The organism is Longimicrobium sp. (assembly GCF_036388275.1).
Classification (GTDB): Bacteria; Gemmatimonadota; Gemmatimonadetes; order Longimicrobiales; family Longimicrobiaceae; genus Longimicrobium.
In genome coordinates this window covers 58,520-80,541 of the sequence record NZ_DASVSF010000003.1, presented here as the reverse complement: position 1 = coordinate 80,541, position 22,022 = coordinate 58,520, and the positions used below count along the sequence as shown (strand labels likewise).

The following is a 22,022-nucleotide window of genomic DNA, read 5'->3' as shown; positions in this document are numbered from 1 at the left end:
CGTCCCTCTCCAAACCGTTTTCAGCGCCCCTGAAACCTCTTCAGCGGACCTGACGAGATCGGCAGAGATGGCCCGGCCCCCGTCCTCTTCCCGCGACACGCGAACTAACCAGCCGTCCGGGCGCTCAGTGACGGAGCCACGCACGTTGCTTTACGTCGCTCCCGTGCCTTCGCCCATCGGGGCGGGTCAATCCCTGCGCGGGCGTGCGCCTCAGCAACAGCTCCCCCATCGCTCGCCCTCTCTCGGCCAGAGGCACACTCGAGAGTAGAACATTCATGGCGGATGCCAGAATAGCGGTTTGAGGCCGCGGCGTCCCTCGGTAATACCCGTTGGCCAGGGGGCGCCAAGACTCACAGAACAGGTCCAGCTGCTCCTGTTGCGTCATGGATCAGGCTTCGCCACGCGGAGCGTGGTTTCGACCCGGCCGGGGGCGTACCAGGTGCGGACGTCGCGGTAGGTTGTCGTCCGCCGTGCCTGCAGGTCCAACTCCGTCGTCGTCGCCATCATCTCTCCCTCGTCCACGCGTTCCCCGCCACCTGGGGAGATCGCGTGCAAATGCCACGCTGGCGGGCGCCGGGTGCGCGCCGCTCGCTGCTGCATGGTGGTACACCGGTCGGTGGACGAGGATCGGTGCGGCGGGGTGACGATGCGTTGCAAGTGCTTGCACGAGGGCAGGATGCGGCGGATGGAACGCGTGCGGGCGGCGTCGCGCGGGATGGGCGGGGCGGCAGCGTTCTTGCAAACGGCGTCCGGCACCGCGGCGGTCCGGTGCCGCAGGCTCTTCGAACCATCAACGGTGCAGCCCATGATCAGCAGACAGGATCTCGAACGCCTGATTCAGCGCCAGGACGGGGACAAGCAGGTGCTGTCGTTGTTCCTCGACATGTCGGTGGACAGCAACAACAAGCGAAACCACCTCGTCTTTCTGGGGCAGCGGCGCGGCGACTTCGCCGAGCTCGAAAACATCACCATCCCCACCGGCAGCGGAAGCGAAACGGGCGTCGGGAGCCTGTACGAGCGCATTCTCGGCTGGTGCGAAAACGAGTTCGACGAGCAGAACCGCGGCGTGGTGATCTACGCCGAAGTGGGCGGCGACTGGTTCGAGGCCCTGCAGTTCCCCGTGTCGGTGCAGAACCGGATGGTGGTCAGCGACCGCCCGGTGATCGGTCCGCTGGCGCAGGTGCTGACGACGTACGAGCACTACGGCGTGGTGCTGCTGGACCGCGAGCACGTCCGCATTCTCAGCGTGTACCTGGGAACGCTGCTCGACGAGCTGGAGTTTCGCGGCGACCCGCTGCCGGTGCCCAGCAACGTCAAGGCGGGCGGCTACTCGCAGACGCGCTACCAGCGGCGCAAGCGCGAGGAGATGAAGCACTTCTTCAAGGACTTCGCCACCGAGGTGGAGAAGTTCGTGCACCGCTTCCACCCCGCCAGCCTGGTGCTGCTGGGAACGGACGAGAACGTCGCCCGGTTCCGCGAATTCCTTGCGGACAACGTGCAGCAGATGATCGGCCACACCGGTCCCATGCCGGTGGACCAGGCGGCGTCGGAGGTGCTGGCCCGGCTGGAGCCGCACCTGCGCGCCGATCACGAGCGGCACGACCGCGAGCTCCTGGAGCAGGTGCGCGACCGCGCGGCCCACGACTACCTGGCCACGGCCGGGGTGCAGGGCACGCTCACGGCGCTGCAGGAGGGCAAGGTCGACACGCTGGTGCTGCCGCGCGACGGCCAGATCCAGGGCGTGCGCTGCAGCCAGTGCGGCTTCGTCTTCGTGCGCGACGTCAGCCGCTGCCCGTACGACGGGTCGGAATCGCTGGAGCAGGTGGACGTGATGGAGGAGATGGTGCGGCTGGCGCAGCAGCAGGAGGCCGAGATCCAGTTCGCCGACGCCAACGCCATCGCCGACCTGCGCGGCGCCGCGGCCCTGCTGCGGTTCTGATCCACCGGTCGGGCGGGGGTAGGCCACGAAGGCCCGGGAGACTCGCTCTCCCGGGCCTTCAGCCAATTCCCGGTCCGATGGTATCAGACGACGCCCCAAAGCCTGTCATCCTGAGGCCTAGGCGCGCCGAATTCGCCCGCAGCACATCCGACGCGGGCCGAAGGATCTAGCCGCGGCCGGCACGAAGCCCGGGCGCGGCAGCGGTCACTGTGGCTGAGGCCTCCACTCCCCTCCGGCGGTTGAAACCGCAGCTGGCAAATCACGAAGTCCGCCTGCGCGGACTGCACCGGCGAGTTGGGCGCTAGCCGCGAAGCCTTGCTCGGAACGCGGTTTGCTCCCGCCCCGGCGAACCATGCACGGGAGCGCGGATGCGGACGGGACAGGGATGATCGCGGGGGACGAGCCGGAGGTGGCGGCCTGCCTGGACGCACGGGAACGCGCCGCCGTCGCCGAGCTGGTGAGGCAGGTGCGCCAGCGCGTCCGCGCGGAGCTGGTGCACGCGGCGCTGTTCGGCTCCAAGGCGCGGCGGCAGGCGCGTCCCGATTCCGACGTGGACGTGCTCCTGATCTGGCGCCGGCTGCCGCCTGATCGCGAGCCCCAGGCCGGCCACGCCGAGGCCATCGCCGACGAGGTGGCGGCGCGCACCGGCGTGGACGTTGGCGTGTGGTCCGTCTCGCTCCAGGATCTGGGCCAGGGCTGCCGCACGCCCATGCTGGTGGACGCGCTGGACGACGCCGTTCCCCTCTGGCCCTCGCACACGCCTCTCCCCGTGGTCCCGTTCACCCCCGACGATGCACGGTTCTGCGCGGCGCGGCTGTTGGACCGCGTGGACGAAGGGAGCGAGGAAGTCGTGCGGAGCCTCCGGGACGGCCCGGACGCGTGGGTCCGCCGCGTGCGCGACGACCTGGTGCGGCTGTGCACCGCGGCGCTGCTGCTGGCGGGCGACACCCGTCCGCGGCGGGGCGACGCCGTCCGCCGGTTCCTGGAGCGCACCCCGAACCTGCCGCTTTCCCGCGCCGAGCGCGCGGCCCTGGCCTGGGCGGCGCGGTCGTATCCACCGGGGCACGTGGAGCTCGATGACGAGAGCCCGGTTCCCCCTCCGCCGGTGGACCTCGACACGCTGCTGAACCTGGTGGACCGGGTGCGCGCGCTGGTGGTTCGACAGGGCCGACAGGTGGCGCGCAGCGGGGGATTCCACCGGGGCTGAAGGGGGGACGACCGGCGCGGCTCTTGCTATCCATCCCTGGGCCGAACCCCGGCCGACACGTGGGAAATCCAACGTCCGACGCAAGATGAAGCTCTTTCAGCGCGATACGCGCCAGCGGCGCAGCCTCGGTGCGCTGTTCGCCGTAACGTTCGTCGTCGCCATGCTGCTCACCGCCTTCTTCCACACGCAGGTGGTGGCGGGCGAGCAGTACGCCATGCGTTCCGAGGAAAACCGCCTGCGCGGCATTCCCATCCCGGCGCCCCGCGGCACCATCCTGGACCGCAACGGCGACGTGGTGGCCACCAGCATCACCTCGTACTCGCTGGCCGTACTGCCGGGCGACAGCGCGGTGGTGCTGCAGACGCTGAACGACCTGGCTCCCTTCCTGGGGCTGGCGGCCAGCGACATCGAAACGTTGATGGCCAAGCGCAACCGCCGCCCGCACGACCTGCTGGAGGTGACGAACCGCGCCACCTTTTCGCAGGCCGCCGCCGTCGAGGAGCGCCGCGCCGCGTTCAGCAACCTGATGGTGGTGGAGCGGCCCCAGCGCTACTACCCGGCGGGCGCCGCCATCGGCCACCTGTCGGGCTACGTCACCGAGATCACCAAGCAGCAGCTGGAACTTCCGGAGTACCGGCAGGCGGGCTACAAGCAGGGCCGGCTGATCGGGCAGGCGGGGATCGAAAAGCAGTACGAGCTGGCCCTGGCCGGCCGCGATGGCGCCCGCTTCGTAGAGGTGGACGCCAAGGGCCGCGTGGTGGACCCGCGGTCTACCGTGGGCGCGCAGGCCCCCGTGGCCGGCAACTCCATGAAGCTGACGCTGGACCTGGACCTCCAGGAGTACACGCACAGCATCTTCCCCGACACCATGAAGGGCGCCGTGGTGGCGATGGTGCCCAGCACGGGCGAAATCCTGGCGCTGTACAGCCACCCCACGTACGACCCCAACGCCTTCGTGGGCCGCATTCCGCCGCGGCTGTGGGGCGCGCTGAACACCGATCCGCGCCTGCCGATGTACAACCGGACGATCTCGGCGCAGTACCCGCCGGCGTCCACCTTCAAGACCATCACGGCGGCCATCGGCGTGCAGCGCGGCATCCTGAAGGCGGGAACGCGGATGCCCATCTCCTGCACGGGCGGCATGGCGTACGCGGGGCGCTACTCGCGCTGCTGGAACCGGCAGGGGCACGGAAACGTGGACCTTGCCGGGGCCATCGAAGAATCGTGCAACGTCTACTTCTACCAGGTGGGCATCCGCATCGGGCTCAACGAACTCACGCGCGCGGGCGTGCGCCTGGGCTTCACCAAGCAGACGGGCATCGACCTGCCCGCCGAAAAGCCGGGCATCTTCCCCACGGGGCTGGACTGGTACAAGGAGCGCTTCGGCGTTCCGCCGGTGCCCAGCGACGTGATGAGCCTGGCCATCGGGCAGGGACCCAACTCGCAGACGCCGCTGCGGATGGCGTACGTGTACAGCGCGCTGGCGGGCAACGGCACCGCGCCGGCACCGCGCCTGGTGGCGGGCGACACCATCGATCGGGGCGAAGGCATTGACCTGGGGATCGACGCGACGGGGCTGGAGGCGCTGTGGGAGGGCCTGCGGCTGGTGACGGAACAGGAGGGCACGGCCCTGCAGTCCAGCCTGGCGCGCTACAAGCTGTACGGAAAGACGGGCACCGCGCAGAACCCGCAGGGCGACGACCACGGCTGGTTCGTGGGCTTCGCGGGCCGGCCGGACAACCACCCCGACATCGTGGTGGCGGTGATCGTGGAGCACGGGCTTCACGGCGACGCGGCGGCCCCGCTGGGCGCCAAGGTGGCCAACTTCTACCTCGACAAGAAGTACGGCCACCCGTTCGACCCGCAGCCCACGCTGGGCGAGCGCTGGCGCGCGGGCCGGGCCGGCACGGACGGGCAGTGGGACACGCCCAACCGGCGCCTGAAGCCTCGCGCTTCCACCGGAGGCAGCGAGTCCGGCAACCGCGCGCGCCGCGAATCGCGCGAGCGGGGGAACGACACGCCTCGCGAGCAGCGGTCGGACTCCGGCGACACGAATTAGCGGGCGCCGAAACGAAACAGGAGCCGGCGGCGGTCCCTCGCGGGGCCGCCGCCGGCTTTCTCGTACGTGTCGGGGCTTGATCTATGGAACGCGCGACGGCTTCTTTCGGTACGAATCTACGTTCGCACCGAAGCCTCAACCGAACCCTCAATGATCGGCATGACGATGCGCAGGCTCGCGCTGCTGGTTCCCGTGCTCTTCGCCGCCACTGCGTGCTCCGACATCACCGGCGGTGGCGGGGAGGCGGTGGCCGGCTTGATCATCGAGGACGCTGGCGGAGTTCCTCTCGTGACCGTCGACGGCACGGGCGTAACGGGGACGCTCTCCGTGAACCAGGGCGCCGAGCGCGATCTCGAGGTGGTGCTGCTGAGTGCCGCGGGGGTCCCGGTGGGCCTGGGGCTGTCGCAATCCGTCCGGGTGACGGTGGTCAACAGCCAGGTGGCGGGCTGGGAGGACGCGGGGGGAACATCGGGGACGCTGGTCGGCCGCAGCCGCGGCAACACCACGCTTCGCGTGGACGTCATTTCCGCCGGCGCCGTCGACTACGGCTCGCCCTCGATCCCCGTCCGGGTGAACTGACGCTCGGCCACTTCGGGTCGATCGTGCGGCCGCCCCGGCCTCGCTGGGGCGAATGAATTCGCGGCAACGACGGCCCGAAGTCCGCCTTCGCGGACTGCACGCGCAGTCGGGTGCGCAAGGCCAGCCGAAGCGCGATCGAATTCTCCCTTTCCCCCGCTTGCGGGGGAGAGGGCCGGGGAGAGAGGGCTGCCCGGGGCATGCACCGGGCTCGCCGAAGCGCATCGTTCCTCGCCCCGCGTCGAGTGCCCGAAACCAGTCGGAACCCAGTTCAGGTCTCCCCTCTCCGCATGCGCAGCGTGCGGGGCGGGGCCGGGGGAGGGGCCTCCCGCGGCATGCGCAGGCAGCCGGCCGAACCCCGATTGAAGTTCTCCCCGCTCCTTCCCGTCGTGGTACCCGCCGGAGATTCAGTCGTGGTGCGCGGGGCAGCCGCAGTGGTGGCACGAGGCATGGTGGCGCAGATGGCCGTTCCACAGCATCCCCGCAGCCAAGAGCAGGCCGCCCGCCACGTGGGCCGCCTGCTCGGCCGCGCCGCCGACGCCGACGGTTTCCGCCACCGCCCACACGCCCATCCCCAGCGCCATCGGGGCGAGGACGATCGTGCGGCGGTGCGCGCGAAGCCCGGACCACGCCATGATGACGGCCAGCACGGCCGAGGCGAACTGCACCGCGTGCTCCGTGGCGGGGGCGATGGCGAACGCCGGGGCGACGACCGTGAGCAGCGGGGCTGCGACGCAATGGACCGAGCACAGCAGCGGAAGCGCGGCCGCCCAGCCGAACGCAGGCGCCGTGCGGGCGCGCGCGGGAGTGGTGCTCATCGAAAACTCGTACTCGTGCGGAGAAGAAAACGCCCCGGAGCACGGCGTGCGCTCCGGGGTGGCAAGGATAGCGGATCGAGGATCTTGTTGCAAGTCTTTCGCAACTAGGAACGACACCCGGCGCAGCGCCCGTGGAAAGTCAGCCGGTGATGGTCTACCGCAAAGCCGTACTCGCGCTCGATGCGTTCCAGCACCGCGCGGTCCAGGCCGCAGACGGACACCGTGCGGATGGTGCCGCAGGCGTCGCAGCGCAGGTGGTGCGAGTGGCGATCGTCCGCCACCAGCTCGAACCGCTCCGCGCCGCCGGTGACCACCGTCCGCGCAACGCCGAGCTCCACCAGCCAGTGGAGGGTGCGGTACACGGTGGCCAGGTCGGTCTCCTCCGCCAACAGCGCCTCGTGGATAACGCGAGCGCTGACGGGCCCGCCGGCACGCGCCATCTCGCGCACGACCGCGCGGCGCGGCTGGGTCAGCCGGTGCCCTCGCCCCGAGATCAGCTCCAGGATCTGCTGCTCCACCGCGTCCCTCCGTCTGTCGGTGAGCCTGGAAAGCTACGCTCATCCACATGGTGCGCAACGGCTTGGCGGAAACCGGAGGAACTCCCCGTCACGACCGGCACCGCCATCCTTGACCTGAACTCGGCCAGTGCCTTATCTTCACCGCCGTCTGGAGGTAGCGGGGAGCACAATTTTTGAGCCAACACTTTTGAAGCCGGGGCTGCCTTTTGCGGCAGACGCCACGCCCGCAGGGGAAGGCGGAACGCCGCGGAGAAGCCACCGCAACATGTCCTTGACATGGCTTCAAAAATCCTTCCCGTTGCCGCCCGGTTCAGGCCGGCCCCGCCCCGCGGGGCTGGCCTTTTCTCGCTCTCACCCCGGCTCCTTGGGCACGCGTGGCAACGGTTCGCGTAACTCGCCGGCTGCACTTCAGCGCGGCGCACCGGCTGCACAACCCGGCCTTCTCCGACGAGGAGAACCGCCGCGTGTTCGGCCCGTGCAACCATCCCAACTGGCACGGCCACAACTACGAGCTCGACGTTACCGTCGAGGGCCAGCCGAACCCGGACACGGGCTACGTGGTGGACCTGGGCCTGCTGCGCGACGCCGCCGAGGCGGTGGTGGCAGACCTGGACCACCGCAACCTGAACCTGGACGTGCCCTGGCTGCGGGACGTGATCCCGTCCACGGAAAACCTGGTCGTAGCGCTGTGGCACCGGATTGCGCCGGTGGTGCCCGCGGGCCGGCTGGTGAAGCTGACACTTTGGGAAACACCGCGGAACTCCGCGGAATATTCGGGAGAATAGATGCCGGACGGAACGGAAGCGGAGGGCCAGGCTGGCGCGGAGTTCGCGGGCCTGGTGAGGGGCATGCTCGAGGCGCTGGGGGAGGATCCCGAACGCGACGGCCTGCTGAAGACCCCCGAGCGGGTGGAAAAGAGCCTGCGCTGGCTGACGCGCGGCTACGGCCTGTCGGTGCACGACGCTGTCGGCGACGCCATCTTCGACGAAGACCATCACAACATGGTCATCGTCAAGGACATCGAGATGTATTCGATGTGCGAGCACCACATGCTGCCGTTCTTCGGCAAGGTGCACGTGGCGTACATCCCCAACGGCAAGATCGTGGGGCTGAGCAAGCTGCCGCGCGTGGTGGAGATCTTCGCGCGCCGCCTCCAGGTGCAGGAGCGGCTGACGGAACAGATTGCCCGCGCGCTGATGGACGTGCTGGAGCCGCAGGGCGTGGGCGTGGTGATTGAGGCCGCGCACCTGTGCATGATGATGCGCGGGGTGGAAAAGCAGAATTCGCGCACCGTCACCAGCGCCATGAAGGGCGTGTTCCTGAACGACCTGGGCGCGCGCGAGGAGTTCCTGGGGCTGGTGAGGGGCAGGGACTAGAGGGGGGGGGTAGACTTCAGGAGGGGTGCACAAGGATTGGGTCTGGTGCTCGGGCGGGCGCCCCCCATCCCCAGCCCTTCCCCCGCAAACTGCGCGGGGGAAGGGAGCCAGTGTGGCGCGTCACCCCGGCCGAAGCGGCGGAGCCTGTCATCCTGAAGGCCCAGGCGCACCGCACCGGCCCGCACCCGATGGTTCGCGGGCCGAAGGATCTAGCCTGGGGCACGAACCAGCCTGGGCGCGGCAGCGGTCGCGGAAGCCGAGGCCTCGGCCCTGCTGGGGCGAATGAATTCGCGGCAACAACGGCCCGAAGTCCGCCTTCGCGGACTGCACGCGCAGTCGAGTGCACGGGGCCAGCCGGACCGCACCCGAATTCTCCCTTTCCCCTGCGAAGCGGGGGAGAGGGCCGGGGAGAGGGGGCTCCCGCCGCATGCGAGGCAGCCAGTCGAACCTCGATCGAAGTTCTCCCCCTCTCCCGGCGGGAGAGGGCAGCCGGGGTATGTACCGGAGCGGTCGAAGCGCATCGATCCCCGCTAGGAATCCCAGCCCAAGCGCGTGCACTTACTGTGGCGCACCGGGCTGGCTCCCTTCCCCCGCGCAGTTTGCGGGGGAAGGGCTGGGGATGGGGGGCGCCGCGGCATGCACCGCATCCAAGCCTCCCCCGGCTCGAAGTCCGAACGCCCGCGTGCGAGGATTTCGTCCGTTTGATCGGCAGCACCTTTCATCCACCAACCACATCATCATCCAATGCCAGAATCGGCTCGGGGGAACGGGATGGAGGGGCTGAAGGGAAAGACGGCGCTGGTGACGGGTGCCTCCAGCGGCATCGGGCTGGCCGTTGCGCGCGAGCTTGCGGCCGCGGGCGCCTGGGTGGGCCTGGTGGCGCGCTCGCCCGAGCCGCTGGCGCGCGCCGCCGCCGAGGTGGGCGGCCACGCCATGCCCGCCGACGTCGGCACGCACGAGGGCGTGCACACGCTCGCCACCTACGTGGCCGAGCTGCTGGGCGACGCGCCGGACCTGATCGTGGGGGCCGCGGGGGCGTTTTCGCTCGCGCGGCTGGACCGTGCCGACCCGGCGGACTTCGACCGGATGCTGGCCGCCAACCTGCGCGGCCCGTTCCTGATGATCCGCGCCTTTCTCCCCGCCATGCTGCGGCGCGGCACCGGGCACTTCATCCACCTGGGCTCCGTCGCCGGGCGGGTGGCATATCCGGAGAACGGCGGGTATTCCGCCTCCAAGTTCGGCTTGCGCGGGCTGCACGAGGTGCTGCTGGCCGAACTGCGCGGAACGGGCGTGCGCGCCACGCTGGTGGAGCCGGCGGCCACCGACACGCCCCTGTGGAACACCGTCAACCCGGACGAGCGCGCCGACCTTCCGTCGCGCGCGTCCATGATGCGCCCCGAAGACGTGGCGCGCGCCGTGGTGTTTGCGGCGTCGCAGCCCCCGGGGGTGCAAATCCCCAGCATCGCCGTAGAAGCAGCCGGCTGAAAGCCCATGTTCCTGCTGAACGTAAAGGCCTCGTACGACTCCGCGCACTTCCTTCGCGACTACAAGGGAAAGTGCGAAAACCTCCATGGCCACCACTACGTGGTCGAGGCCGGCCTGGCTTTCGACGACGTGGGTCCCGGCGGCATGGCGTTCGACTTCGGCGACGCCAAGCGCCACCTGCGCGCCATCGCCAACGAGCTGGACCACCAGAACATCAACGACATCCCGCCCTTCACCGAGCTGGAGCCCAGCGCCGAGAACCAGGCGCGGTGGATCTTCCAGGAGATGCAGGCGCGCCTGGGGGCCGAGGGCCAGAACCTGGTCTACGTGAAGGTGTGGGAAACCCCCAACCAGTGGGCGCAGTACTCCCTGAAGCCCACCTGGTAGGCTGCGATGTACATCCTGCTGACGGACGCCCTCTCGTGCCCGCGCTGCGGCCCGGGGTTCGGGCTGCTGGTGCAGGCCGACCGGCTGGAGGAGCGCCGCGTGGTGGAGGGACGGCTCGGGTGCGCCAACTGCCGCGAAACCTACCCCGTCCACGGCGGCGTCGCCCACCTTTCCCTTGGCTCCGCGACGGAGGCGGATGTCCCGGCCGATCCCCCCGCGGACGACCCGGAGGCAGCGGTGAAGCTCGCCGCGCTGATGGGGCTGGCCGGGGCGCGGGGACTGGTGATGGTCGAGGGCCCCGGCGCGCGGCACGCGGCGGCCCTCGCGAGGCTGGTGCCGGAGGTGGAAGTCGTCGGCGTCGATGACAGCGCCGGGCCGCCTCCCACGATGGAGGCGGGGGTGAGCCGGGTGAGGGCCGGGGCCGCGCTGCCCTTCCGCGACGGGACCATGCGCGGCGCGGCGCTCACGGGCGGGGCCGGCGACGCGCGGCTTCGCGAGGCGCTGCGGGTGCTGGCCCCCGGTGCCCGCCTCCTGGTGGACCCCGCGGACGCCGAAACCGGTGCGCGGCTGCGGGGGCTGGGGGCGCAGGTGATGCTGGAGCAGGAGGGTGTGGTAGTGGCCGCGGCACCCGGCCGGCCGGTGCAGCTGGGGGCCTCGCGGCGGGGCTGACACGCGCTCCGCTCGGTTGCGGGAGCGGCCCTTCGCGAGTAGCTTGGGAACCTTCGGGGCGCGGCCGGCGCGCCGCGCCGAGCGCGTCCCGCCGGCGGTCCAAGCCGCGCTCCGCGGCCCACAGACAAGTCCTTCTCGCATCTCCACTTCGTGGCTATGTCCTGGTTCACGAACCTGATCGGCGGCCGCTCCGGCTCGCAGGAGCGGGAGCCGGATTACTACGAGGAGGGCACGGTCCTGCTCCACCAGGAGAAGTACCACGAGGCCCTTACCTCGTTTCGGCTGGCGCTCCGCGAAAGTCCCAACGACACCGACGTCCTGCAGCAGATCGCGGTGACGTACACGCGCATCGGCATGACCGACGAGGCGCTGAAAACCTACCGCCGCGTGCTGGAGCTGAAGCCCCACGCGTCGGGCGCCCACTACGGCCTCGCCTTTTTGCTGCTTCAGCAGGGGCAGCAGGACCAGGCCGTGGCGCACCTGCGGGCGTTCCTGGCCCGGCCCCCGCAAGCGCCCAACGCGCAGCGGCACATCAGCCATGCCAAGCAGACGCTGGCCGAGCTGACGGGCGAGGGTGAAGGCTCGCCGGAGCTTCAGCTTCCGTTGTGAGTGGCGAAGGCGCCTCGGAAATCGTCATCGCCTTCAGCACGGCGCCCGACGCCGCGACGGCCGAGCGGATCGCCCGCGCGCTGGTGGACGAAGGGCTGATCGCCTGCGCCAACCTGGTTCCCGGCCTCACCTCGGTGTACCGCTGGGAAGGGCAGGTGCACGCCGATCCCGAGGTGCTGCTGCTGATCAAGACCCGCCGGGAGAACGTGGCCCGGCTCAAGGAGCGGCTGCCGGAGCTGCACCCGTACCAGGTTCCGGAACTGGTGGTGGCCCCGGTAGAAGACGGGCTGGCGCCGTACTGCAGGTGGGTGATGGACGAAACGCGGCCGTAGCAGCGGCGGCGGTGGGTGGGAGCGAAGGGACGGAAGGACCGGCCCCCCGTGGAACTGAAAGCGGAACGGCTCGGATGACGAAGGCGGAGGACGAAGCTCCACAGCAGGATGGGCAGACGGAGGCCGTCGAGCCGGCCCGCAAGCGCACGCGCAAGGCGCCCGCGGGTGCGGGCGGCGGCGACGCCTCGCCCGACGCGTGGCTGGCCCGGCTGGAGCGCGCGGAGTCGCTGAGCGCCGCCGGCAGCCACGCCGACGCCGCAGAGGCGTTCGGCACCGTCGCGGCCGGGCAGCCCGACAACCTGCGCGCGGTGCTGGGGCTGGGGTCGGCGCTGTTCGCGCTGGGCAAGTACGAGCCGGCCGAGAAGGAGCTTCGCAAGGCGCTGAAGCTGGCCGCCGACTCGCCCGAGGTGAGCTACCTGCTGGGCTACACGCTCTACAAGAAGGGCGTGTACGCCGCCGCCGCCACCCAGCTGCGGCGTGCCGTGGAGCTGGACCCCGATCACGGCGGCGCCTACCTGATCCTGGGCGAGGCGCTGAACCAGATGGCCGAGTCCGACGCCGCCATCCAGGCGCTGGAGATGGCCGTGCAGCTTTCGCCCGAGAACGGCAAGGCGTACTACGCCATGGGCATCGCCTACGACCGCAAGGGCAACCACGACCGCGCGGCCGAGATGTACCGCCTGTCGCGCGAGGTGGTGGCCCGCACCTGAACGCGGTCCCCCTGAGCACACCCGTGCCGCCCGTCCGCATCCATGCGGACGGGCGGCGCTGTTTTGCGGCTGCGACGCAGGGTGGATGCAGAGGGCCCGCAAACGGGTGGATGGCGCGATTCGCCTTGCTTTCGGCAAGGCGGCGCCTTACACTACGCGGGAACGCCGGCCTCTTGGGCGGCCCTCTCCGGCAGCTCCGGTGAATCCCACGTCCCTCACGCACAACCCTCGGGGTCTCGTGAGAAAAGCCGCATCCGTCATCGCCGCCGCGGGCCTGCTCGCTGCCGCTCCACTCGCCGCGCAGGACGAGCAGCCCGCGCGCGTGCACGTGGTGCGCCCGGGCGAAACCCTGTGGGACATCGCCCGCGCCTACCTGGACGACCCGTTCCTGTGGCCGGAGATCTTCCGGCTGAACACCGACGTGGTCGAGGACCCCGCCCGCATCTACCCCTCCGAGCGGCTGGTGCTGCCTGCGGGGATGCAGGGCGAGCCGGCGTTCGGCGGGCCGGCGCAGGAGCAGCCGCAGGGGCCGCGCGTGCAGTTCGGGGCGCGCGGGGAGGCGGCCGAGGTGCTGCAGGGCGACTTCTACCGCGCCTCGTTCGTGGCCCGCGAGGGCGAGGTGAGGCCGGTGGGGCGCCTGACCGAGCCGCTGTACGAGTCGGTGGTGGAGGGGCGCGTCCCCGGCCAGCTGAACCTGTACGACCGCGTGTTCGTGGTGGTGGACCCCGCCGCGGTGCGCGTGGGCGACCGGCTTCACTTCCTGCGCACGGACCGCGAGATCCGCGGCTCCGGGCGCGTGTACGAGCCGACGGGCGTGGGAACGGTGGCGGCGCTGGACGGCTCGACGGCCACGGTGGTGATCGTGGGGATGTTCGACCGCGTGGCGCCCAACGACATCGCTGTGCCGTGGGAGCGCTTTCCCGTCGCCGCCACGGCCCGGTCGCGCCCGGTGGATGCCGACCTGCAGGGACGCATCCTGGGCTTCGGCCTGCCCAGCCCCATCCAGCGCACCGAGTCCATCCTGTTCCTGGACGTGGGCCGCGACGCGGGGGTGGGCATCGGCGACGTGTTCGAGGCCTACGCGCCGCCGCGGGGGCGCGACTGGGGAACCCGCCCCGAGGTGTCCGTCGCCCGCATGCAGGTGGTGAAGGTCACGGGACGCACCGCATCCGTGAGGGTGACGCACCTGGCCCAGCCCTCCATCCGGGTGGGGCTTCCGGTGCGCCGCGTGGCGCGCATGCCGTGACGGTGCGGACCGTGGCGGGACGGACGGGTGGTGATCGCGGCGCCCTTCCCCCGGGAAGGGCGCCTCTGCTTGCGGTGGGGCGGCGATGAGCCCCACGCTGGCGCTTCACACCGTGGCGCTGCTGCTGTACGCGGCGACGGCGGGAATGCTGGGGCTGTCGATGGCCCGCGGCGGCCACGGCGCTCCGCGCGCGGCCACCCCCGCGCTGGCCCTGGGCGTGGGCGCGCACGGCGCCGCGCTGGGCGCCTTCGCCGCGCGGCACCACGAGCTGCCGCTGGTGGGGCTGGGCCCGTCGCTTTCCGTGCTGGCCCTGCTGATCGCCCTGGGCTCGCTGGTCCTGGCGCTGACGCGCACGAGCCCGCTTTCGCTGGTCCTGGTCCCCGTCGCCGCGGCGCTGGCCGCCGTGGCCGAGATCGTGGGGCTGGCGCCGGGCGTGGGCGCGCAGGAGCAGGTGTACCGCGGCCCCTGGTTCGTCCTGCACGTCGTCCTCGCCATGGTGGGGTACGCGGGGCTGACCATCGCCTTCGCGGCGGGGCTGATGTACCTGCTGCAGTGGCGGGAACTCAAGGGCAAGCGCTTCGGTGCGGTGTTCCGCTTCTTTCCCCCGCTGGATACGCTGGACCGCATCGGCTTTCGCGCGCTGCTGGCCGGGCTGCCGTTCCTGACCGCGGCGCTGCTGCTGGGGTGGGCGTGGTCGCACCGCTTCGGGCCGGGGATGGGCGCGGGAAACCCCAAAGTCGTCTGGGGGGTAGTCACCTGGCTGGTGTTCGTCGTCGCCCTGGCGGCACGCGGGCGCGGCGCGCGGCATCCCCGCCACGGCGCCATGGCCTCCGTCATCGGGTTCGCGATCGTCGTCGTGGCGTACCTGCTGCTGCGCGCGGGCGAAAACACCGGCGCGGGGTTCCTGTGAGCGCCTATCCCGTGATGCTCGACGTGGCGCGGCTCCGGGTGCTGGTGGTCGGAGGCGGGGCCGTGGCGGCGCGCAAGGTTGCGAGCCTGGTGGATGCCGGCGGCGCGCCGGTGATCGTGGCCCCCGAGGTGTCGGAGGAGTTGCGGGCCGCGGTGCAGGCGCACGAGCTGACGTGGTTTCCGCGCGCGTACCGGAGCGTGGACGTGGAGGGATTCCACCTGGTCTTTGCCGCGACGAACGCCGCCGAGGTGAACGCGGCCGTTGCGGACGATGCGCGCCGCGCCGGGTCGCTGGTGAGCCGGGCGGACGAGGGCGGCGAGTCGGACTTCCAGGTGCCCTCGCACCTGCGCCGCGAGCAGGTGGTGGTCGCCATCTCTACCGGCGGCGCGTCGCCCCTGCTGGCGCGGCGCATCGGCGAGCGGCTGGACGACGTGGTCACCGCCGGGCTGGGGCGCGCGGCGGGGCGGCTGGCGGAGGCGCGCGCGGACGTCCAGGCGCGCTGGGCGGGCGACGAGGGCCGGCGGCGGGCCTTCTGGTTCAGCCTGATCACCCCCGAGTTCCTGGACCTGGCGATCCAGGGTCGGGACGATGAAGTGGAACGGGCCATCGCACGATGCCTGTCGCAGTCGTAGGAGCCAGCCACCGGACGGCGCCCATCGAGCTCCGGGAGCGGTTCGCCTTCGGGCGCGCCGAGCTTCCGGACGCCCTGCTGGCGCTTGCCCGCGAGTCGGCGGAAACCGTTATCCTTTCCACCTGCAACCGGACGGAGGTGTACCTGGCCGCGCCGGAGGGCTCGCACGCGGTGGAGCTTGCGCGCGATCTGCTTGCCGCGCGTGTGGGGATGACTGTAGGCGAGGCGGCGCGGCACCTGTACGTGCACCGCGACCGGGTGGCCGTGGAGCACCTGTTCCGCGTCTCGTCGGGGCTGGACAGCATGATCCTGGGCGAGCCGCAGATCCAGGGGCAGGTGAAGGAGGCCTACGCGGCCGCGCGCGAGGTGGCGGGTGAGGACGGGGCCGTCGTGGGCCAGGCGCTCCATCGCCTCTTCCAGAGCGCGTTCTCCATCGGCGGGCGGGTGCGGGGAGAGACGGGGCTGGGCCGGGGCGCGGCCTCCGTCTCCACCGCGGCGGTGGACCTGGCCAAGAAGATCTTCGGCTCGCTGAAGGGGCGTGGCGCCCTGGTGCTGGGCGCGGGCGAGATGAGCGAGCTGACGCTGCAGTGCCTGCGCGACGAGGGGGTGAGGACGGCCATCGTCGCCAACCGCACCTTCGAACGGGCTAAAGAGCTGGCGGAGAAGTGCGGCGGCCGGGCCATCCAGTGGGACGAGTTCGGCGCCGCGCTGGCGGACGTGGACATCGTGGTCTGCTCTACCGCCGCCCCGCACCCGGTCGTCACACGCGAGCGGCTGCGGGCGGCGCTGCCGGGGGGCGCGCGGCGGCCGCTGTGCTTCATCGACATCGCCATCCCGCGCGACGTGGAGCCGGCCGTGGGCGACGAGCCCAACGTCTTTCTGTACAACGTCGACGACCTGCAGCACATCGTCGACGACAACCTGGGCCGCCGCCGCGCGCAGCTTCCCGCCGCCGAGGCCATCGTCCGCCAGGGCGTGGAGGACTTCTGGCAGTGGTACGCCGCGCTGGCGGTGGTGCCCACAATCCGCGCCCTGCGCGACCGCGGCGAAGAGGTGCGCCGGGCCGAGGTGGAGCGCGCCATGCGCCAGCTTGCGCACCTGTCGCCGGAAGACCAGCTGGCCATTGACGCGCTGACCCGCGCGCTGGTGAACAAGGTGCTGCACGCGCCCACGGTGAACCTGCGCCATGCCGCCGGGAACGGCCGCGGCACCGGGGTGCTCGACGCGGTGCGCTACCTGTTCGAGCTGGACCGCGAGGCCGCCGATCGCGACGCCGCGGACGCCGAAGCCGGCACGCCTGAACCACACGCCACCACACGCCAGGGTTGATGCAGACCGGGAGCAACGAGTTTTCCGCGACGTGGGAGATGATCGCCCACGGCACGCCTTCCACCAAGATCATCATGGGCGTGCTGGCGATCTTTTCCGTCGTCTCGTGGACGCTGATCGTCTGGAAGATGCTGCAGTTCCGCCGCCTTCACGCCGAGGCCGACCAGTTCCTGGACCGCATCGAGTCGGCCGGGCGGCTGGAAGAGGCGTACGAGTGGGTGCGCGGCCTCAAGGAGTCGCCCTTCACCCGCGTGTTCAAGCGCGGCGTGGGCTTCTTCAGCGAGCTGCGGCCCGGCGCCATGAAGGCGGGAAGCGATGTGCGCGGCCTTTCTCCGGCGCAGCTGGAGGTACTTCGCATCGTGCTGGAAAAGGAGGAGGGCGAGGAGCGCGACGCCCTTTCGGGGGGCATCGCCTGGCTGGCGATCATCGCCACCGTGTCGCCGCTTCTGGGGCTGCTGGGCACGGTGCTGGGCGTGATGCACTCGTTCATGGGCGTGATGGAGTCCGGCTCCAGCAGCATCGCCGCCGTGGCGCCCGGCGTGGCCGAGGCGCTGGTGACCACGGGAGGCGGGCTGGTGGTGGCCATCCCCGCCGCAATGGCGTTCACCTACCTGACCGGACGGCTCAACCGCTTCATGGGCGAGCTCGAGGGGATCAGCAGCGAGCTGATCGGCACGCTGGCGCGCGAGGGGCGCATCTAGTGCCGCGCCGCCGCAACCGCCACGAATCGGGCATCACGGCCGAGATCAACGTCACCTCCCTGGTGGACGTGGCGCTGACGCTGCTGGTGATCTTCATGATGACCGCTCCCATGATGCAGGGCGGGGTAGAGATCACCATGCCCAAGGCGCGCACCCAGTCGGTCCCCTCCAACGAGGGGCTGACGGTGACGGTCGACAAGGCGGGCCAGGTGTTCATCGGCGAGGCGGCGGTGCGGCTGGACGAGTTCGAGCGGCAGTTTCCGGCGATGGTCAAGGAGAAGGGCGCCACCAGCGTGTATCTGCGCGCGGACGACGGGGTGCCCTACGGCAAGGTGATCCAGGTGCTCGGATTGATGAAGGCGGCGGACGTAGCCTCCGTCGGCCTCATCGCCGAGCCCGAGCCGGGACAGCAGTAGCCATGGCCAGGCGCCGCGAGGGAGGCCGGATGCCCGGGGCCGTGCTGGCGTCGCTGGCGCTGCACGGACTGGCCGTCGTCCTCATGGCGTTCACGGGGGCCGATCCCAAGCCGCCGAAGATGAAGGTCTACGCGGTGGACATCGTCTCGGAGCGGCCCAACGTGGAAGGCGAGCCGCTCCCCGAGGCCATGGCCAACCAGGAGCCCGGCCCCATCGCGCCGGAGCCCGCCCCGGCCGCCGCGGCTGAACCCGAACCTGCGCCGGAGCCGCCCGCGCCGGAGCCGGAACCCGCGCCACCGGTTCCAGAGAAGAGCGCGCCGAAGGAACCTGAGAAGGCTCCCGAGCCTAGAAAGACCCCGGAGCGCCCGACGCCCCCGCGTCCCACGCCGCCGCGGCCCAATCCGACGCCGCCGAGGACGACACCGTCCACGCCGCCCCGCACCACGCCGTCCACACCGAATCGGCCACCGGCGACGCAGCCGGGCTCGGGGCAGAGCGGGACGGGGAACGATGCGAGCCGCTCGCGGGGCGAGGGAACGCGCACGGGGCCGGCGACGGGGCGGAACGCCGACGCGAACAGCCCCGGCGGCGAGGGGCTGACCATCAGCAGCCGCGGGGTGCGCTGCCCCACCGCGGGGTACTGCACGAACATCGTCCGGCAGGTGCGGCGGTTCTTCCGCGCTCCGGAGTCGGCGTCGGGCGGCAGCGGCAACGTGTGCTTCCGCATCATGCGCGACGGTTCGGTGGCGGAGATTGCCACGAGGGACGTGCGTGGTGGCGCGGCCTTTCGCCTGGCGCTGATGGAGGCGGCGGAGCAGGCCGGCAACCGCAAGGCGTTTGGGACGCTTCCCGCCGGGTTCAGCGTCGAAGAGCTTCCCGTGTGCGTCCTGATCACTCCCGAAATGCTGTGATGACCGTGGTTCAACGATCCACCCGCCTTTTCCTGGCCATGGCCGCCGCCGTGCTGGCGTTCGCGCCGGCGCGGGCGCAGGACTCCGTGGTGGTGCAGCTTCGCACGACGTACGAAACGCAGGCGGCGTCCGGCTTCGTGGTCCTGCCCTTCGGCGGGGCGGGGGGCGAGGCGGTGCGCGCCATCGTGCAGCGCGACCTGCAGTTCAGCGATCGTTTCCAGGTGCGCGAAGCGACCGGCGCACGCGCGGGCGAGCCGGTGAACCTGGACCTGTGGAGCGAGCGCGGTGCCGACTGGGTGCTGGCGGGAAGCGTGGCCCCGCGCGCGGGCGGCTCCAGCCTGACGCTGACGCTGTACGACGCCGTCTACGGGCAGAAGAAGGGCGAGGGCACGTTCCCCATCCCGGCGGCGGACGCGCGCGGGTTTCGGATGGCCGCCCACGCCGCGGCCGACCAGGTGGTGCGCTGGGCCACGGGCGAGCCGGGGATGGCCGCGTCGCGCATCGCCTTCGTCACGCAGGGGCGCGGCAGCAAGGAGATCTACGCGGTCGACAGCGACGGCGAGAACCTGACGCGTATCACCAGCGACGGTTCCATCGCGCTTTCGCCCGCGTGGTCGCCGGACGGCGGGCGTATCGCCTACACCAGCTTTCGCGCGGACGCGCCGCTGCTGTACGAGCGCGACCTGTCGACGGGGGCGGACCGCGTGCTCTCCGACCGCGCCGGGATCAACATCACGCCCTCGTACGCGCCGGACGGGCGCACGGTGGCATTCGCGACCACCGTGGCGGGAAACACCGAGATCGCCACGATCGGCGGGCCAGGCGGGCTGCAGCAGCACACGCGCGGGCGCGGGTACGACAACCTGTCGCCCACGTGGTCGCCGGACGGGCGCCGCGTCGCCTTCGTCAGCGACCGCCTGGGCGAGCCGCAGATCTACGTGATGGCGCTGGGCGGCGAGCCTCGGCTGGTCTCGGACTACACCTACGGGCGGCGCGCCTACAGCACCTCGCCCGACTGGTCGCCGGTGGGGCCGGTGATCGCGTACCACACGCGGGTGAACGGGGTGATGCAGATCGTGGCGGTGAGCGCAGATGGAGGACGTCCGCGGGTGCTGACCGACCGCTCCACCAACGAGGACCCCAGCTGGGCGCCGGACGGACGGCACCTGGTGTTCGCCTCGCCGGACCGCGAAGGGGGTGGGCTGTTCGTGCTCGACACGGTGACGGGGAACGTCCGCAAGCTGGTCGGCGGCCGCGGCTTCGGTCTGCCCGACTGGTCGGGGACGCTGATGCGCCTCGGCGGGGGACGGTAATCTGTCATCCTGAAGGCCCAGGCGCGGGGAATTAGCCCGTAGCAGAGACGTCGCGGGCCGAAGGATCTAGCCTGGGGCACGTACCAGCCCGGGCGCGGCAGCGGTCACCGTAGCCGAGGCCTCGGCTGCCGTGGGGCCCTCACCCGGCCGCGCTGACACGCGTGCCACCCTCTCCCACAAACAGCGTGGGAGAGGGGGTACACCCCAGGTCGAGGCGTGGGTGGGCAGGTCCGGTGCTCGGGCGGGCGCCCCCCATCCCCAGCCCTTCCCTCGCAAATTGCGCTGGGGAAGGGAGCCAGTCGAGTGTGCGGGGCCAGCCGGAGCGCAATCGAATTCTCCTCTCCCCCATGGGGTTTATGGGGGAGAGGCCGGGAGAGGGGGGCGGCTGCGGCATGCGCCAGTCTCAGCCAGAGCGCGATTCAGGTCTCCCCCTCCCCTGCGCAGCGGGGGAGGGGCCGGGGGAGGGGGAACCATCACACGCAGCACCGCACCAAACGCCAGGAGAAACCGAATGAACCTTCGCCACGCCGTGGTCATCGCCCTCGTTCCCGTCATGGCCCTGGGCGCATGCAAGAAGCGCCCGGCCGTCACCACCGCGCCCACCCCGGACGCCACGACCGAGAGCGCCGCCGACCGCGCGCGCGCGGACTCCATCCGCCTCGCGAATGACCGCGAGACCGCCGAGCGCGACCGCGCCGAGCGTGAGCGGACGGAACGCGAGCGCCTGGCGCGCGAAACCGCGGGGGCCCGCGAGGTGCTCACCGAGATCGTCTTCTTCGAGTACGACAGCAACGAGATCACCCCCACCGCGGCGGAGATCCTTCAGCTCAAGGCCGCCGTGCTGCAGGCCAACCCCGGCGTCCGGCTGCGCGTGGAAGGCCACGCCGACCAGCGCGGCAGCACCGAATACAACCTGGCGCTGGGCCAGCGCCGCGCCGAGGCGGTGCGCGCGTACCTGGCCAACTACGGCGTGAACGCCGACCGCTTCACCACCGTCAGCCTGGGCAAGGAGCGCCCGCTGGCCGAGGGCGAGGGCGAAGATGCGTTCGCGCGCAACCGGCGCGTGGAGTTCGCCATCGCGGCCGGCGAGGTGCGCGTGGTGCCACAGGAGCTGCGATGAGGCGCGCGGCGCTGGCGGCGCTCGCCTTTCCCCTGCTGGCCGGCTGCATCGCCACCAAGCAGGACATCCGCGACCTGCAGCTGGGAATGGCCTCGCAGCAGGCCCGGCAGGACTCCATGGTGACCGTGCTGATCGCGCGCACCGAGGCCATGCTCGACAGCCTCAGCGACCAGAACGTCCGGCTGCGCGGCGACCTGGCCAACCGGCTGGTGGCCATCGACCGCCAGCTGGTGCAGATCCAGGAGCTGAGCGGACAGAACCAGGCGCAGCTGGGCGCACTCCGTCGCCAGGTCGACACCGCCGCCGAAGAGGCCCGGCGCGCCCAGGCCGCCGCCCAGCGCGCCGACGCAGCGCCCCAGGAAGAAGCGGCCGACCCGCAGGAACTGTTCGACGCGGCGCTCGCGGCCCTGCGGCGCGGGTCGGTCGCCACGGCGCGGGGCGGCTTCGAGGAGTTCCTGCGCGCCGCCCCCGAGCACCGGCTGGCCCCGGACGCGCAGTACAACATCGGGCAGAGCTACGAGCAGGCGCGCGACGTGCCGGCCGCCATCACCGCGTACGAGCGGGTGCTGAGCGAGCACGCCACCTCGGCCCGGGCGCCGGCGGCGCTGCTGCGGATCGGGCGGCTGGAGCTGGGGCGCGGCAACCGCACGCAGGCCCGCACCCGGCTGAACCAGGTGGTGCAGCGGTTCCCCCGCAGCCCCGAGGCAGCCGAGGCCCGCACCGAGCTTCAGCGGCTGGGGACCCGGTGATCCAGGCCGCT

25 protein-coding genes are annotated in these 22,022 nt (G+C 71.4%); 22 read left to right on the top strand and 3 right to left on the bottom strand.

Going from position 1 to position 22,022, the window contains the following annotated elements:
* Positions 1-381: 381 nt before the first annotated feature.
* Positions 382-507, bottom strand: coding sequence for a hypothetical protein (locus VF632_RS02140; protein ID WP_331021197.1), 126 nt, complete (start codon positions 505-507; stop codon positions 382-384).
* 298 nt (positions 508-805) lie between these two features.
* On the opposite strand from VF632_RS02140, the gene VF632_RS02135 reads away from it, so the two are divergent.
* The 4 genes from VF632_RS02135 to VF632_RS02120 all read left to right on the top strand — a co-directional run bounded on the left by VF632_RS02135 (position 806) and on the right by VF632_RS02120 (position 5,784).
* Positions 806-1,939 carry a VLRF1 family aeRF1-type release factor gene (locus tag VF632_RS02135; RefSeq protein ID WP_331021196.1) on the top strand — a complete coding sequence of 378 codons (1,134 nt, stop codon included), beginning with the start codon at positions 806-808 and terminating at the stop codon, positions 1,937-1,939.
* A 352-nt stretch (positions 1,940-2,291) separates the two neighbouring features.
* Positions 2,292-3,146, top strand: coding sequence for a nucleotidyltransferase domain-containing protein (locus VF632_RS02130; protein WP_331021195.1), 855 nt, complete (start codon positions 2,292-2,294; stop codon positions 3,144-3,146).
* Positions 3,147-3,231: 85 nt separating this feature from the next.
* On the top strand, positions 3,232-5,205 hold the full coding sequence (mrdA, locus tag VF632_RS02125; RefSeq protein WP_331021194.1) for a penicillin-binding protein 2: 1,974 nt from the start codon (positions 3,232-3,234) through the stop codon (positions 5,203-5,205).
* A gap of 150 nt (positions 5,206-5,355) precedes the next feature.
* Entirely contained in the window at positions 5,356-5,784 is a 429-nt protein-coding gene (locus tag VF632_RS02120) for a hypothetical protein (protein ID WP_331021193.1), read from the top strand.
* 404 nt (positions 5,785-6,188) lie between these two features.
* Here VF632_RS02120 and VF632_RS02115 read toward each other — a convergent pair whose 3' ends face one another.
* On the bottom strand, positions 6,189-6,599 hold the full coding sequence (locus VF632_RS02115) for a MerC domain-containing protein (RefSeq protein ID WP_331021192.1): 411 nt from the start codon (positions 6,597-6,599) through the stop codon (positions 6,189-6,191).
* Positions 6,600-6,703: 104 nt separating this feature from the next.
* Positions 6,704-7,117 carry a Fur family transcriptional regulator gene (locus tag VF632_RS02110; protein ID WP_331021191.1) on the bottom strand — a complete coding sequence of 138 codons (414 nt, stop codon included), beginning with the start codon at positions 7,115-7,117 and terminating at the stop codon, positions 6,704-6,706.
* 374 nt (positions 7,118-7,491) lie between these two features.
* Between VF632_RS02110 and VF632_RS02105 the strand changes: the two genes are divergently transcribed.
* The 18 genes from VF632_RS02105 (at position 7,492) to ybgF (ending at position 22,011) form a co-directional block, all read left to right on the top strand.
* The gene (locus VF632_RS02105; protein ID WP_331021190.1) at positions 7,492-7,902 is read left to right on the top strand and encodes a 6-pyruvoyl trahydropterin synthase family protein; all 411 of its coding nucleotides are present in this window, start codon (positions 7,492-7,494) and stop codon (positions 7,900-7,902) included.
* Positions 7,903-8,493: a GTP cyclohydrolase I FolE gene (gene folE / locus VF632_RS02100; RefSeq protein WP_331021189.1), complete on the top strand. Its 591-nt coding sequence runs from the start codon at positions 7,903-7,905 to the stop codon at positions 8,491-8,493.
* Between the two features lie 744 nt (positions 8,494-9,237).
* On the top strand, positions 9,238-9,978 hold the full coding sequence (locus VF632_RS02095) for an SDR family oxidoreductase (RefSeq protein ID WP_331021188.1): 741 nt from the start codon (positions 9,238-9,240) through the stop codon (positions 9,976-9,978).
* A gap of 6 nt (positions 9,979-9,984) precedes the next feature.
* Positions 9,985-10,365: a 6-carboxytetrahydropterin synthase gene (locus VF632_RS02090; protein WP_331021187.1), complete on the top strand. Its 381-nt coding sequence runs from the start codon at positions 9,985-9,987 to the stop codon at positions 10,363-10,365.
* A gap of 6 nt (positions 10,366-10,371) precedes the next feature.
* The gene (locus tag VF632_RS02085; protein ID WP_331021186.1) at positions 10,372-11,034 is read left to right on the top strand and encodes a hypothetical protein; all 663 of its coding nucleotides are present in this window, start codon (positions 10,372-10,374) and stop codon (positions 11,032-11,034) included.
* Between the two features lie 156 nt (positions 11,035-11,190).
* On the top strand, positions 11,191-11,643 hold the full coding sequence (locus VF632_RS02080; RefSeq protein WP_331021185.1) for a tetratricopeptide repeat protein: 453 nt from the start codon (positions 11,191-11,193) through the stop codon (positions 11,641-11,643).
* The gene (gene cutA, locus VF632_RS02075; protein ID WP_331021184.1) at positions 11,640-11,975 is read left to right on the top strand and encodes a divalent-cation tolerance protein CutA; all 336 of its coding nucleotides are present in this window, start codon (positions 11,640-11,642) and stop codon (positions 11,973-11,975) included. The genes VF632_RS02080 and cutA overlap by 4 nt, the downstream gene beginning before the upstream one ends.
* A gap of 74 nt (positions 11,976-12,049) precedes the next feature.
* Positions 12,050-12,685 (top strand): tetratricopeptide repeat protein, encoded by a 636-nt coding sequence (locus VF632_RS02070; RefSeq protein WP_331021183.1) that lies wholly within the window; start codon positions 12,050-12,052, stop codon positions 12,683-12,685.
* Positions 12,686-12,923: 238 nt separating this feature from the next.
* Positions 12,924-13,931 (top strand): LysM peptidoglycan-binding domain-containing protein, encoded by a 1,008-nt coding sequence (locus VF632_RS02065; RefSeq protein WP_331021182.1) that lies wholly within the window; start codon positions 12,924-12,926, stop codon positions 13,929-13,931.
* An 85-nt stretch (positions 13,932-14,016) separates the two neighbouring features.
* Positions 14,017-14,841 (top strand): cytochrome C assembly family protein, encoded by an 825-nt coding sequence (locus VF632_RS02060; RefSeq protein ID WP_331021181.1) that lies wholly within the window; start codon positions 14,017-14,019, stop codon positions 14,839-14,841.
* Positions 14,838-15,473, top strand: a complete 636-nt coding sequence (locus tag VF632_RS02055) for a bifunctional precorrin-2 dehydrogenase/sirohydrochlorin ferrochelatase (protein WP_331021180.1) — start codon at positions 14,838-14,840, stop codon at positions 15,471-15,473. Before VF632_RS02060 ends, VF632_RS02055 begins: the two co-directional genes overlap by 4 nt.
* The gene (gene hemA / locus VF632_RS02050) at positions 15,455-16,801 is read left to right on the top strand and encodes a glutamyl-tRNA reductase (protein WP_331021179.1); all 1,347 of its coding nucleotides are present in this window, start codon (positions 15,455-15,457) and stop codon (positions 16,799-16,801) included. The genes VF632_RS02055 and hemA overlap by 19 nt, the downstream gene beginning before the upstream one ends.
* On the top strand, positions 16,801-17,502 hold the full coding sequence (locus VF632_RS02045) for a MotA/TolQ/ExbB proton channel family protein (protein ID WP_331021178.1): 702 nt from the start codon (positions 16,801-16,803) through the stop codon (positions 17,500-17,502). Before hemA ends, VF632_RS02045 begins: the two co-directional genes overlap by 1 nt.
* Positions 17,502-17,918 carry a biopolymer transporter ExbD gene (locus tag VF632_RS02040; protein WP_331021177.1) on the top strand — a complete coding sequence of 139 codons (417 nt, stop codon included), beginning with the start codon at positions 17,502-17,504 and terminating at the stop codon, positions 17,916-17,918. Before VF632_RS02045 ends, VF632_RS02040 begins: the two co-directional genes overlap by 1 nt.
* A gap of 29 nt (positions 17,919-17,947) precedes the next feature.
* Positions 17,948-18,829 (top strand): hypothetical protein, encoded by an 882-nt coding sequence (locus VF632_RS02035; RefSeq protein ID WP_331021176.1) that lies wholly within the window; start codon positions 17,948-17,950, stop codon positions 18,827-18,829.
* Positions 18,829-20,142 carry a hypothetical protein gene (locus VF632_RS02030; RefSeq protein WP_331021175.1) on the top strand — a complete coding sequence of 438 codons (1,314 nt, stop codon included), beginning with the start codon at positions 18,829-18,831 and terminating at the stop codon, positions 20,140-20,142. The genes VF632_RS02035 and VF632_RS02030 overlap by 1 nt, the downstream gene beginning before the upstream one ends.
* 511 nt (positions 20,143-20,653) lie before the next feature.
* Positions 20,654-21,262, top strand: coding sequence for an OmpA family protein (locus VF632_RS02025; protein WP_331021174.1), 609 nt, complete (start codon positions 20,654-20,656; stop codon positions 21,260-21,262).
* Complete coding sequence (gene ybgF, locus VF632_RS02020) at positions 21,259-22,011, top strand: tol-pal system protein YbgF (protein WP_331021173.1); 753 nt, start codon at positions 21,259-21,261, stop codon at positions 22,009-22,011. Before VF632_RS02025 ends, ybgF begins: the two co-directional genes overlap by 4 nt.
* Positions 22,012-22,022 lie beyond the last annotated feature (11 nt).